The following is a 12,462-nucleotide window of genomic DNA, read 5'->3' as shown; positions in this document are numbered from 1 at the left end:
CACTGGGAGGGCGTCGTTGAAACCCCCTTCCCTTCTAGAGCGCGTCCGCGTACGCCTCGATGGTCTGTTCTACGTCCTCCTCGGTGTGGCCGTCCGCGACGAACTGGCTCTCGAACTGGTTCTGCGAGAGCATGATTCCGTGGTCCTGCATCTGCGGGCGGAACACGCGGTTCCAGCGCTCCACGCTCGCGTCACCGACGTCCCCGCCGTTCCGCGGCCGTTCGCCGTCGCGCGTGAACACGACCTTGAACAGGCTGTCCGTCCCGACGACGGAGTACTCGGGCGCCTGGTCCGCGACCACGTCCGAAAGGCCCGACCGCAGTTGCTCGCCGAGGCGGTTCACGTGGCCGTACACGTCCTCCTCGGCGGCGTACCGGAGGGTTTCGAGGCCCGCGGCCATCGTCACCGGATGTCCGGAGAACGTTCCGGCCTGGAACACGTCGCCGGAGGGCGTGAACTCGTTCATGATTTCGGTCTTCCCGCCGATGGCGCCGACCGGGAACCCGCCGCCGATAATCTTCCCGAACGTGGTGAGGTCGGGGTCGAAGCCGTACTTCCCCTGCGCGCACTGGAGGCCGCCGACGCGGAAGCCCGTGATGACCTCGTCCCAGACGAGGAGGGAGCCGTGGTCGTCCGCCAGGTCGCGGAGGGTTTCGTGGTAGCCGGGTTCGGGTTCGACGATGCCCTTGTTCGCGAGAATCGGCTCCACCAGCACCGCGGCGATGTCGTCGCCGTGCTCCTCGAACACCTCGTGGGCGGCCTCCGGGTCGTTGAACGGCACGGGGAGCGTGTGCTCCGCGAACGACGCCGGAATCCCCGGCGACGACGGCTGTCCCTGCACCGCTCGCGGCTCGTCGCCGCTCGCGCGTTCCGTCGGACGTGGTCCGACGCGCTCCACTAGCGTGGACTCCTGCGCGCCGTGGTAGCCGGACTCCATCACGACGACCTTGTCGCGTCCGGTGTAGCCGCGCGCGAGCCGCACGGCGGAGACGGTGGCTTCCGTCCCCGAGTTCACGAACCGCACCATCTCCACCGAGGGAACGTGGCGCGTCACGAACTCCGCGTGCTCGACTTCGAGTTCGGTCGGCATCCCGAACATCGGGCCGTCCGCCGTCCGGGACTGAATCGCGGACGTGACGCGGTCGGGGAGGCTGTGCCCGAGCAGGAGCGGCCCCAGTCCCATCACCCAGTCCACGTACCGATTCCCGTCCGCGTCCACGACGTGGCCGTCCTCGCCCGACCTGACGAACGTCGGGTACGGCACGGGCGCGGCGCGCACGGATGAGTTCACGCCGCCCGGCAGCGAATCGAGCGCGCGGTCGTAGAGGTCGCGCGACGTATCGCGGTTCATACCCCGAGGTTGGACCGGACTCGGGAAAAGGATTGACGCTCCACGCTCGCCGGCGACCCGCGCCGCCGCCCCCGGCGTTTATACGCTCGCTCGCGTCCGTTCAGGTATGACCGAACGTCTCGACGGGGCGCGCGTCGGCCGCGTCGCGCTCGCCGTCACCGACCTCGACGCCGCCGCCGCGTTCTACCGGGGCGTCGTCGGCCTCGCGGTTCTCGACCGAACCACCGACGCCGCGACGCTCGGCGCCAGCGACACGCCCCTGCTCGAACTCCGCGCTGACGAGGGGCTCCCGGAGCGCCCGCGCTCGGCCGCCGGCCTCTACCACGTCGCGTTCCGGTTCCCGTCCCGCGGCGCGCTCGCGGACGCCCTTGAACGCGTTCGCGAGACCTGGCGGCTCGACGGCGCGGCCGACCACGGCGTGAGCGAGGCGCTCTACCTTGCTGACCCCGAGGGAAACGGCGTCGAACTCTATTACGACCGACCTAAAGACGCGTGGCCGGTCGCCGATGGCCGCGTCGAAATGACGACTGACCCGCTCGCGCTTGACAACCTCGCCGCGGATGCCACCGGCGCGGACGACGCACCGCCCGGGACCGACGTGGGGCACCTCCACCTCGAATCCACTGACCTCGCGGCCGCCCGCGCCTTCTACGTCGACGCGCTCGGGCTTTCCGTCCGCCAAGAGCTCGGCCAAGACGCGCTGTTCGTCGCCGCCAGCGACTACCACCACCACATCGGCCTCAACACATGGCGGGACCGCACCACGCCCGCGGCGGGCCGCGGCCTTGACTGGTACGAACTTCTCGTCCCGGACACTGGAACGCTGGACGCGGCCGCCGACCGCCTCTCCGCCGCCGACTACTCGGTCGAGAAAACACACGCGGGCCTCACGGTCGTTGACCCGGATGGCATCACGCTCCGTGTGCGCGTCGACGAGTAGCGCTGCTGCTCACCGATTTGGAACAGCGAAAGAGTGGATGATGGATGGGAGTTCGCTGTCGGTTCCCGCGCGATACGACCCGCTACGCTACGTCAGACTGCGTCCGGACCGGTCTTCCCTGTCCGGACCTGGTAGGCGTCGGAGACGGGGATGACGAACACCTTCCCGTCGCCCTTCTCGCCCGTGTGCGCCGCGTCCGCGATGGCTTCCACCACGTCCTCCGTGGGGATGTCCGCGACGACGCACTCGATTTTGACCTTCTGATGGAGGTCGACCGTGTACTCCTCGCCCCGCCACTGCCCGGTCTTCGCGGGCTGACTGCCGCGCCCGGAGACGTTCGTGACGGTGAGCGACGGCGCGCCGATTTCCGCGAGCGCGGTCTTCACCTCGCTCAGGCGGTCGGGCCGAATGACGGACATCACGAGTTCGATTTCGGCGTCGGACTCGAGGTCGAGGCCCTCGTCTTCGCCACCGTCGGTGACGGGACGTTTGTCCGTGCGTCCCCCACTACCGTCGGTGACGGGACGTTTGTCCTCGGGGAGGTCGACGCCGCCGTCGGTGACGAGTTCGGGGTCGTCATCGGTGTCGCCACCATCGGTGCGGAGGTCGCCGCCGTCCGCGCGGACGGTGGCTTCCTCGCCGCCGAATTCGGGGTACGCGGCGATGCCGTGTTCGCCCTGGTCGAGTCCCATCTCTTCTTCGTCCTCGTCGACGCGGAGGCCCCAGATGGAGTCCGCGATGGTGAGAATGACGGCCATCGTGACGATGGTCCAGACGGCGATGACGATGACGCCGGCGACCTGCATCGCGAGCTGCGCGGCGCCGAAGCCGTCAGCGGCGAACACCGGGATGAGGATGGTGCCGATGGCACCTGCGCTCCCGTGAACGGCGAACACGCCGCAGACGTCGTCGATCTTGAGGTTGTTAACGACCCAGCGGTGAACGATGGGCGTCTGGATGCCGCCGATGAGGCCGATGATGAGCGCGCCCCACCAGGTGACGTGGAAACACGCGCCCGTGATGGCGACCAGTCCGGCGAGCAGGCCGTTCGCCGCGAAGAGTGGGTCGGGCTTGCCCTCCCGGAACGTGGTGACGAGCGTGGAGCCGACCGCACCGATACCCATCGCGAGCGTGGTGTTCAGCGCGACGCGACCGAGGTCCGCCCCGTTCACGGCGACGCCGGCGAGCTCGGTTGCGTCACCGACGGAGACGACGGCCTGGGTGCCGACGTTGAAGCCGTACCAGCCGAACGCGAGGATGAACGTCCCGATGACGGCGAACACGACGCTGTGCCCCGGAATCGGATGGGGGTTGCCGTCCGCGTCGAAGCGACCCGTCCGTGGGCCGACCATGTACGCCGCCACGAGTCCAGCGAGGCCGCCCAGCATGTGGACGACGGTTGCGCCCGCGAAGTCCTCGTAGCCGGCGCCGATGGCCTGCCCGAGGTATCCGGCGCTCGAAAGCAGGCCGGTCCCGCCCCACGCGAACCCACCGATGACGGGGTAGATGAACGCGGTGAGGCAGATAGCGGTGAACACGTACGCGCTGAACTTCATCCGCTCAGCGACTGCGCCGGAGACGATGGTCGCGGCGGTCATCGCGAACACCGCGCCGAACAGCCAGCCGACGTACGCACTGGGGTCGCCGATGTAGGCGAACGCGGCGTTCACGTCGACGGCGACGCCCTCGGTGGTAATCATCCCGGCGAGCGCGTAGATGGCGTTTCCGATGAGGAAGAACACGATGACGCCGAGCGCCCAGTCCATCATGTTCTTCATGACGACGTTCGCGGCGTTCTTCGCGCGGACCTGTCCGGCCTCCAGCAGCGCGAACCCTGGCTGCATGAAGAAGATGAGGAAGCAGACGACGAGCGTCCAGACCGTCTGAACGCTACTGGCGAGTTCGATGAGGCTCGCCATCACGCCACCTCCGTCGTTCCGCAGTCAGCCGTTGGACGTTCGTCTACCGATGTTGCCGTGTTGTGTTTCAACATGCGTCTAACTCACGGAAGGACACCATGAAAGAGGAGAGTATAATGGTTTGCTTTACGAAACAAAAATATCGGGTCTGTTGGTGTGCATATGCACAAAACCTAATCAGACATTATGGCCTTAAGGATGTATTCTGTCCAGTTCCGTGGCAATTGTTTCCACAGCGCTTTCCGAACGTAGTGTCAACTAGATGCTTCTATCGTGGGTTTGCCCAGTGTTTGCGCCGCGCGCGCACCCCCGAACACACGACGCACGGCGGGCTCTCACGAAACACGATTTCTCTTCGGCGCTTCCGCGACTCGTTCGCTGGTCAGTCGAGGACGGGAGCCACGTCCTCCGCGAAGTAGGTGACGATGAGGTCGGCGCCGGCGCGCTTGATGGAGAGCAGGCTCTCCAGCGCCGTCTCCTCGATGTCGAGCCAGCCCTTCTCGGCGGCGGCGTGCAGCATCGCGTACTCCCCGGAGACGTTGTACGCGGCGACCGGATGGTCGAACTCGCGGCGCACGTCGCTCACGATGTCGAGGTACGGGAGCGCCGGCTTGACCATCAGCGCGTCCGCGCCCTCCTCCACGTCCCGCCGGGCTTCGCGCATCGCCTCCCGCCGGTTCGCGGGGTCCATCTGGTAGTGCCGGCGGTCGCCGAACGCGGGCGCGCCGTCCGCCGCGTCCCGGAACGGCCCGTAGAACGCGCTCTCGTACTTCACCGCGTAACTCATCACGGGGAGATTCTCGAAGCCCGCGTCGTCGAGACCTCCGCGTATCGCGCGAATCATGCCGTCCGTCATCGAGGACGGCGCGACCATGTCCGCGCCCGCCTCCGCGTGCGACACCGCGGTCTTCGCGAGGAGGTCGAGCGTCTCGTCGTTCCGTACGGTCAGCCGACCGCCCTCTCGCGCGTCCGACTCCAGGACGCCGTCAGAGGGCTGCTCTTCCCATTTCTCTCGCGCTTCGCTCGTGAGAACGCCGCAGTGGCCGTGCTCGGTGTACTCGCAGAGGCACACGTCCGTGATGACGTAGGCGTCGGTCTCCGCCGTGATGTCGCGGACGGCGCGCTGCACGACGCCGTTCTCCGCCCACGCCCGCGTCCCGCGCTCGTCCTTCGACTCGGGGATGCCGAACACCATCACCGCCTCCACGCCCGCGTCCAGCGCTTCCTCCACCCGCGGCACCGCCTCGTCGACGGGCACGCGCTCGTGGCCCGGCATCGACTCGATGGGGACTCGCTCGTCGGTCGTCGCGTCCACGAACACGGGCACGACGAGGTCCGAACTGTCCAGACTCGTCTCGCTCACCAGTTCACGGATGCCGTCCCGTCGAAGCCGGCGCGGCCGCCGCGTGAGGTCCATATCTCGAACTGGGGCCGCGGCGAGTAAAAGCGTTCGCGAACCCCGACCGGAACCCGGAATCGGAATCGATTTTCCGCGTCCCGCGCTCGTACCGGTGTGTCCTCCCGCAGACAGTTCTACGCGCTCTACCTCGCGCGGTTCGCCGCCGGGTTCGGCATCGCGACCGTCTCCATCCTCCTCCCGTTCTACGTCGAATCGCTCCGTGCCTCCGACTTCATGGCCGGCCTGTTCTACACGGCGTTCACGCTCGTGCAGACGCTCGCCGTCGTCCCGCTCGCCTACTGGGGCGACAGCGGGGACAAGCGCCGCGTCCTCCTCGCGTGTCTCGCGCTCGGCGTCCTCACCTACGCCGGGTTCGGGTTCGTTGCGTCCACCACGGGCGTCCTCGTCGCGCGCGGCTTCCAGGGCATCCTCGCCACCGGCATGGGCCTTCTCACGCTCGGCATGGTCGGCGAACTCGCGACGGGCGCGACCCGCGCGAACCACATCGGGAAGGCGAACGCCAGCCGGTTCGCCGCGTCCATCCTCGGCATGTTCAGCGCCGCCCTCCTCTACCAGGGCTTCGGGTTCGCCGCCGCCTACGTCCCCGTCGTCGCCCTGTTCTTCCTCACCTTCCTCGCCGTGCTCGTCGTTCTCGACCCCGACGAGACCCGCGTTCCCGGCTTCCCGTTCAGCGACCTCGCGCTCAACCGCCGCATCCTCACCCTCACGTCCTTTCGCGCGCCCTACGCCGTCGCCGTCACCCTCACGCGCTCCTGGCTCGCGCTCTTCGCCGGCGTCACGGTCGCCCGCGGCGGCCTCGGATACGCCCCCATCGTCGTCACCATCATCCTCACGTCGGAGAAGTTCACGAACATGCTCTGCCAGCCGTTCACCGGCCGACTGAGCGACCGCTTCGGCCGCTCTCTCTTCGTGTTCGCCGGCGGCCTCACCTACGGCGTCGTCGCCCTCCTCGTTCCCCTCACGCCCGCCATCGGGAGCACGCTCGGCGTCCCCACAGCCTTTCCCTACCTCGGCGAACTCAGCGCCGCCTTCCTCCCGCTCGTCGTCCTGAACGGACTGCTCGGCGTCGCGGATAGCGTCCGCGAACCTGCGAGCATGGCCCTGTTCGCGGACGAGGGATCCGACGGCGACGGCGTCGCGTCGAGTTTCGGCATCCGCGAACTCGTCTGGCGGCCCGGCAGCGTCCTCGCGCCCCTCCTCGGCGGCTGGGCGTGGAGCGCGTACGGCATGGACTCCGTCTTCTACATCGGCGGCGCGTCCGCCGTCCTCGCCGCCCTCCTCTTCCTCGCGGTGCTCGCGTCCTCTCACGGCCCGCGAGCGCTCACTGAGTGGTAACCGCTCTTGCCCGCCGACGCGAACCCAACGGACATGTCCGCCTTCCTCACCGGCGACACCGTCAGCCTCGACCCGGCCACCGAGGACGACGTCGAGTTCTTCGCCCGCGCGTGGAACGACCATCGCCTCCGCACCCCGCTCCTCCTCGCCGAACCGACCACGCGCGAGGAGATGCGTGAGAGCCTCCTCGATGACGAGGGCGCGCGGTTCGTCGTGCGAGTAGACGAGGGCCGCGTGGGCGCGTGCTCGCTCTTCCGCGTGGACGAACGCCACGGCCACGCCACCGTCTCCTACTGGATTCGCCCCACCCACCAGTGCGAGGGCTACGCGAGCGACGCGCTCGACGCCGTCTGCGAGTACGCCTTCCGAGAGCGCCGCCTCCACAAACTCCGCGCCGGCCTCGTCGCATCCAACGACGCCTCCGCGGGCGTCCTCGAATCCGTCGGCTTCCGCGAGGAGGCGCGCCTCGAAGACGAACTGTTCTACGACGGCGCGTACGCCGACGAACGCAGATACCGCCTCCTCGAAAACGAGTACCGCTAGTCCGCCGCCGCGGGCGACGTGTCGCCCGACGCCGCCGCGTCCGACTTCGCGTCGAGGGCTTCAACCACTAGCTCTGCAATGTCCGTAATCTCGATCTGGTCCTCGAAGCTCCCGGTCTTCCGGCCGTCCTCGTACATCGTCATGCACATCGGGCACGCGACGACGAACCGGTCGACGCCGGAGCCAGCGTCCGTGTCCTCGAGGGCCTCCCGGATGCGCTCCTCCGAGGGTTTCGGTTCCTCGTCGAAGTCCATCCAGAGACCGCCGCCGCCGCCGCCGCAGCAGAAGCTGTTGGAGCGGTTGCGCGGCATCTCGTCCAGGGTCACGCCGGTCGCGCGGATGACCTCGCGCGGCGCTTCGAACTCGCCGTTGTACCGTCCGAGGTGGCAGGGGTCGTGGTAGGTGACGGTGTAGTCGAGTTCGGTGCCGGAGAGGCCGAGGCGGTCGTTGGTGACGAGTTCCTCGACGACCTGCGTGTAGTGGTAGACGGAGTCCGTGTTCTCGAACCCGAACTGGTCGTACTCGTTGCTGAATGTGTTGTACGAGTGGGGGTCGGTGGTGACGATTTTCTCGTAGTCACACGACTCGAACGCCTCGATGTTGTCCTCGGCGAGCATCTCGAAGAGGCCTTCCTCGCCGACGCGGCGCACGTCGTTCCCGTCGTTCTGCTCGTCCTCGTACAGGATGCCGTAGGAGACGTTCGACTCGTGGAGGATGCGCGCGAGACTGCGGGCGACCTTCTTGTTCCGGTCGTCGTAGCTCGGGTAGTCGCCGACGTACCAGAGGAACTCCACCTCCTGTTCGCGGGCGTCCGGCACGTCGAAGTCGAGGTCCTCGACCCAGTCCGGGCGCTTGCGGGCGGGGTCGCCGAAGCTGTTCCCGTTCTGGAAGAGGTCCATCATCGTCTCCTGGACGTTCTCGTCCATCTGGCCGGACTCGGTGAGGCGGCGGTTCATCTCCGTGAACTGCGTGACGTGTTCGATGTCGACGGGGCAGGCGTCCATGCACGCCATGCAGCTCATGCAGGACTCCATCGTGGAGGAGTCGATGACGGAGGTGCCGCCGTCCGCGACGATGGCTTTCTCCTCGCCGTCGCCGCTGTCGAGGCTCTCGCGGTAGTTCTTCAGGTCGAGAATCACGTCACGGGGGTCGAGCGGGCGACCCGATGCTTTCGCGGGGCAGACGGAGGAACAGCGGCCGCACTTGGTGCAGGCGTCGTGGTCGAGCAGTTGTTTCCACGAGAAGTCGTCGATGTCGGAGGCGCCGATTTCGTCGGGGCTGGCGTCCTCGGGAACGCGCGGAAGGCGGCTGCCGGCGTTCTCGTCACGCGTGACGACGTTCGCGAAGCTCGAAATCATGTGGAACGGCTTCGCGTAGGGGACCGTGGCGATGAACGCGAGCGCGAGCAGGGCGTGACTCCACCAGAGCGGCGCGTACGCTGCGGTCGCCATCTCGGGCGTGACGCCGACGAGCTGGAGGACGTCCTTCGTGAACCAGCCGACGAAGCTCGCGGTCTCGAAGGACACGTCGCGGGTCGCGCTCGTACCGAGGATGCGGACGCCTTCCTGGATGTAGCCGCCGACGCCGAGCGCGAAGAGCGTCCAGAGGAAGAGGCCGTCCTCGGCGGACGTGTGCTTGCCGTAGAGGCGGTCGGTCTTCGCCCAGTACCGGCGGTAGAGCGCCATGCCGACGCCGACGACGAAGAGCAGGCCGAGCGCGTCCATCACGAACGAGTACGCGATGTAGAAGTCGCCCGTCCAGAAGGAGGGCTGGCCGAGCGCCTTCGTCCAGATGTCCATGTCGATAGCGAGGATGGTGGTGCCGATGAGGAGGGTGAGGAAGCCCCAGAGGATGAAGAGATGCATCACGCCGGCGTACCGGTCGCGGTCGAACTGCTTCTCGTTCGACGCGACGATTTTCGCGGCGGAGACGACGCGGCCGGCGAGGTCGTTCACGCGCTCGCGGGGGTCCTCGCTTCCCCGGGTGTAGCGCGCGAACCGGTCGTAGACGCCGTACAGGAAGATGGCGATGGCGACGGCGGCGAGGTAGTAGAACAGAGCCTCGCCGACGTGGCCGATTCGCCAGAATGTCGGACGGGTCACGTCCGACGCCTGCGCGAGTAGTGACATACGCGTTATCCCGGGTAGGACGCGCTTAAAGGTTGTCACAACGGCTAACGATGGGAGGCTGGTTGTGCGTTCTGTCTACCACTTGTAATCGTCACGGGAGGGCCGTGGTGAGCGCGTCAGCGTACGCGCTCGCGGCGAACACGAGGGCGCACGCGACGGCGAGCCAGTCGCGTGGGGCGAACGCCAGCGGCGGTGGCGTGGGGTTGTAGGAGAGACAGCGCGCGCGGAGGGCGAGCGCGAGGCGGTCGGCGCGCTGGAGGGCGCGCCGGAGGCCGCCGACGCCGACGAGTCGCACGCGGTCGCGGACGCTGCGCTGGTCGCCGAGTCGGGCGCGCGAGGCGTCCCGGAGCCGCCGCACGTCGCGCTGGAGGAGCGGGAGGAAGCGGAAGACGAGGCCGACGCCGACGCCGAGCAACCGCCCGACTCGTCCGGGAACGAGCCACGCGACCGCGGCCCGGGACTCCGAGACGGGCGTGGTGTGGACGTAGGCGGCGGCGAGCAGGAGGAGGAGGAGCGTCCGCCACGACGCGAGCGCCGGCTGGACGGCGTCCCCGAGCACTAGCCAGGGCGCGCCCCACGTGAGCGCCTGAATCAGGGGCGCGAGCACGAGGAAGGGGAGGACGGCGAGGTACTCGCGGAGCGCCGCGCGGGGGGAAAGCCCGCACGCGAGCGTCGCGACGACCGCGAGCGCGGAGAGCACGAGCAACCCCCTGCGTGTCGTGTGGGCGAACGCGGCGGCGGCGAACCCGGCCTGGAGCGCGAGCTTCGACCGGGGGTCGAGGCGGTGGCCGAGCGAGTCGCCGGGTTCGTGCGTCAGCACGGGTCGCGCACACTGGCGTCGGGAAGTCGCTCGCGCACCTCCATCGGCGGCCCGTCCGCGAGCACCTGTCCGTCCGCGAGGAGGCAGACGCGGTCCGCGCGCTCGAACACGTCCCGGAGGTCGTGCGTCACGACGACGAGGCTCGTCCCGGCGTCGTGGAGGGCGTCGAGGCGGTCGAGCACGCTCTCCCGCGCCGGCTGGTCGAGGCCGGTAAAGGGTTCGTCGAGCACGACGTGGTCGGGCCGCATCGCCAGCACGCCCGCGATGGCGACGCGCTCCTGCTCGCCGCCCGAGAGCCGGCTCAATAGTGCGTCACCCCGGCCCGCCATGTTCACCGCGGCGAGCGCCGCGTCCACCCGCTCCTCGATTTCCTCGCGCGCGAGGCCGAGGTTCTCCGGGCCGAACGCCACGTCCTCCCGGACCGTGCCGGCGACGAACTGGTCGCGGGGGTCCTGGAACACCATCCCGACGCTCGCTCGCGCCGCGACGAGGTCGTCCGCGACGGGTGTTCCGTTCACCTGCACGTCGCCCGCGTCCGGTTCGAGCAGGCCGTTGAAGTGCCGGACGAGCGTGGTCTTCCCGCTGCCGTTCGCACCGGCGACGACGACGAACTCGCCGTCCGCGATGTCGAGGCTCACGCCGTCGAGCGCTCGCGTCTCCGCGTACTCGTGGACGAGCGAGTCGACGGAAATCATCAGGCAGCGGTGATGTCGTCGGCGCGGACCGCGGCCAGGGTCGCGCCCATCTTGAGGAGTTCCGCGGGGACGAACGGGACGGCGGCGGTGAGCGCGGCCTCCACCAGTCCGACGTTCCCGACGTACGCGAAGAAGACGGTGCCGAACGCGTAGATGAGGACGGTGGCGACGGCCAGTCCGGCGACCAATCGGGGGAGTGAGATGGCGTCGAGGTCGCGGAGGCCGCCCGCTCCGTGCGCGGCGTACCCGACGACGGCGGCGGCGAGCGGATAGCTCCAGAGGTAGCCGCCCCACTGTCCGAACAGCTGTCCGAGCCCGCTCGCGCCGTACGCGTAGACGGGGACGCCGACCGCGCCCGCGACGACGTACAGCGCCATCGCCGCGAACCCCCAGACCGGTCCGAGGAACGCGCCCGCGAGGAACACGCCGAGGACCTGGAGCGTGAACGGCACGCTCGACACGGGAAGCTGGAAGGAGACGTAGGCGAACACGCCGGTGAGCGCCGCGAACAGCGCCGCGCGAGCGAGGTTGCCGACGACCTGGTCGCCGACCAGGTCGACCGATTCGTGGTTCGTACTCATACCCACACGCCTTCCGTCAACCGTGTTCAAACTACTGGTTTACGAGTACTTCTCAGGGCGTGAGAACGCCCAACAAGCCTTTAATGGAGCGGGACGTGCTCTTTGACCATCATGAACGAGAAGACCGAGGAACTCCGCGACATCTTCCTCGACGTCACCGAGGAGGACACGGTCACCGAGACCCAGACGGAGACCCACGGCACTCTCGCGTCCGACGACGAGGTGGACGACCGCCTCCGCGACACCGTCGCCCACATGCAGGACGCTCTCGACTTCACCACAGACCTCGCCACGGACGAGTACGTCCGCGTCGTCCGCGGGTTCTACGCCGACGAAGCCGACGCCGCCATCGCCCGCGACCTCGACACGACTCCCGAAACCGTCGCTCGGGCCCGCCTCGACCTCCACCTCCTCGCCGACACCGACCTCGACGCACCCTTCGAGTTCGACGCGCTCGAATCGGCGCTCGACGACCACGACACCCTCGTCGACGCCGCCGACGCCCTCGACGTCAGCGCCAGCACCGTCCGCCGCTACCGCCGCGTCCTCACCACCCGCCGCGACATCCGGCGCGTCAACGACCGCTACCGCGACGAGTTCGACGCCATTCTCACCGACCGCGAACTCACCGACCCCCTCACCGAGAGCGTGCAGGAGGACGGCCTCGACGAGGCCACCGAAGGCCAGGAGATGGACGTCTCGTTATAGAGTTCAAGTAGGAAGGCGCGG

11 protein-coding genes are annotated in these 12,462 nt (G+C 68.4%); 4 read left to right on the top strand and 7 right to left on the bottom strand.

All coding sequences use genetic code 11. From position 1 onward, the window contains the following. Positions 1-34 precede the first annotated feature (34 nt). Positions 35-1,351 (bottom strand): glutamate-1-semialdehyde 2,1-aminomutase, encoded by a 1,317-nt coding sequence (gene hemL / locus U3A55_RS08645; protein ID WP_330991093.1) that lies wholly within the window; start codon positions 1,349-1,351, stop codon positions 35-37. Positions 1,352-1,457: 106 nt separating this feature from the next. On the opposite strand from hemL, the gene U3A55_RS08640 reads away from it, so the two are divergent. Beyond that, positions 1,458-2,291, top strand: coding sequence for a VOC family protein (locus tag U3A55_RS08640; protein WP_330991092.1), 834 nt, complete (start codon positions 1,458-1,460; stop codon positions 2,289-2,291). Between the two features lie 92 nt (positions 2,292-2,383). On the opposite strand, the gene U3A55_RS08635 is transcribed toward U3A55_RS08640, so the two are convergent. Together U3A55_RS08635 and hemB are read right to left on the bottom strand one after the other, a co-directional pair. Then, positions 2,384-4,210, bottom strand: coding sequence for an ammonium transporter (locus U3A55_RS08635; RefSeq protein WP_330991091.1), 1,827 nt, complete (start codon positions 4,208-4,210; stop codon positions 2,384-2,386). A gap of 382 nt (positions 4,211-4,592) precedes the next feature. Further along, positions 4,593-5,627, bottom strand: coding sequence for a porphobilinogen synthase (hemB, locus tag U3A55_RS08630; protein WP_330991090.1), 1,035 nt, complete (start codon positions 5,625-5,627; stop codon positions 4,593-4,595). Between the two features lie 96 nt (positions 5,628-5,723). Between hemB and U3A55_RS08625 the strand changes: the two genes are divergently transcribed. Both U3A55_RS08625 and U3A55_RS08620 read left to right on the top strand, forming a co-directional pair. Continuing rightward, on the top strand, positions 5,724-6,965 hold the full coding sequence (locus U3A55_RS08625; RefSeq protein ID WP_330991089.1) for an MFS transporter: 1,242 nt from the start codon (positions 5,724-5,726) through the stop codon (positions 6,963-6,965). Between the two features lie 33 nt (positions 6,966-6,998). Continuing rightward, a complete protein-coding gene (locus U3A55_RS08620) occupies positions 6,999-7,508 on the top strand; it encodes a GNAT family N-acetyltransferase (RefSeq protein WP_330991088.1) in 510 nt (169 codons plus the stop codon). Here the strand turns inward: U3A55_RS08620 and U3A55_RS08615 are convergent. The 4 genes from U3A55_RS08615 to U3A55_RS08600 all read right to left on the bottom strand — a co-directional run bounded on the left by U3A55_RS08615 (position 7,505) and on the right by U3A55_RS08600 (position 11,733). Then, positions 7,505-9,637, bottom strand: coding sequence for a (Fe-S)-binding protein (locus U3A55_RS08615; protein ID WP_330991087.1), 2,133 nt, complete (start codon positions 9,635-9,637; stop codon positions 7,505-7,507). The genes U3A55_RS08620 and U3A55_RS08615 overlap by 4 nt on opposite strands. Positions 9,638-9,728: 91 nt before the next feature. Continuing rightward, positions 9,729-10,457, bottom strand: a complete 729-nt coding sequence (locus U3A55_RS08610; protein ID WP_330991086.1) for an energy-coupling factor transporter transmembrane component T family protein — start codon at positions 10,455-10,457, stop codon at positions 9,729-9,731. Then, positions 10,451-11,152, bottom strand: a complete 702-nt coding sequence (locus U3A55_RS08605) for an energy-coupling factor ABC transporter ATP-binding protein (RefSeq protein WP_330991085.1) — start codon at positions 11,150-11,152, stop codon at positions 10,451-10,453. Before U3A55_RS08605 ends, U3A55_RS08610 begins: the two co-directional genes overlap by 7 nt. After that, positions 11,152-11,733, bottom strand: coding sequence for a biotin transporter BioY (locus U3A55_RS08600; protein WP_330991084.1), 582 nt, complete (start codon positions 11,731-11,733; stop codon positions 11,152-11,154). The genes U3A55_RS08605 and U3A55_RS08600 overlap by 1 nt, the downstream gene beginning before the upstream one ends. A 111-nt stretch (positions 11,734-11,844) precedes the next feature. On the opposite strand from U3A55_RS08600, the gene U3A55_RS08595 reads away from it, so the two are divergent. After that, a complete protein-coding gene (locus U3A55_RS08595) occupies positions 11,845-12,441 on the top strand; it encodes a conditioned medium-induced protein 4 (RefSeq protein WP_330991083.1) in 597 nt (198 codons plus the stop codon). Positions 12,442-12,462: the final 21 nt, after the last annotated feature.

Origin of the sequence: Salarchaeum sp. III (assembly GCF_036418315.1) — an archaeon.
In the GTDB taxonomy this organism is placed as follows: Archaea; Halobacteriota; Halobacteria; order Halobacteriales; family Halobacteriaceae; genus Salarchaeum.
This window is presented reverse-complemented; position numbering and strand designations above follow the sequence as displayed.

Bases quoted from the DNA above. Each gene is read 5' to 3' on its own strand.
- hemL (WP_330991093.1), bottom strand. From the start codon at position 1,351: ATGAACCGCGATACGTCGCGCGACCTCTACGACCGCGCGCTCGATTCG.
- U3A55_RS08640 (WP_330991092.1), top strand. From the start codon at position 1,458: ATGACCGAACGTCTCGACGGGGCGCGCGTCGGCCGCGTCGCGCTCGCC.
- U3A55_RS08635 (WP_330991091.1), bottom strand. From the start codon at position 4,210: ATGGCGAGCCTCATCGAACTCGCCAGTAGCGTTCAGACGGTCTGGACG.
- hemB (WP_330991090.1), bottom strand. From the start codon at position 5,627: ATGGACCTCACGCGGCGGCCGCGCCGGCTTCGACGGGACGGCATCCGT.
- U3A55_RS08620 (WP_330991088.1), top strand. From the start codon at position 6,999: ATGTCCGCCTTCCTCACCGGCGACACCGTCAGCCTCGACCCGGCCACC.
- U3A55_RS08615 (WP_330991087.1), bottom strand. From the start codon at position 9,637: ATGTCACTACTCGCGCAGGCGTCGGACGTGACCCGTCCGACATTCTGG.
- U3A55_RS08605 (WP_330991085.1), bottom strand. From the start codon at position 11,152: ATGATTTCCGTCGACTCGCTCGTCCACGAGTACGCGGAGACGCGAGCG.
- U3A55_RS08600 (WP_330991084.1), bottom strand. From the start codon at position 11,733: ATGAGTACGAACCACGAATCGGTCGACCTGGTCGGCGACCAGGTCGTC.
- U3A55_RS08595 (WP_330991083.1), top strand. From the start codon at position 11,845: ATGAACGAGAAGACCGAGGAACTCCGCGACATCTTCCTCGACGTCACC.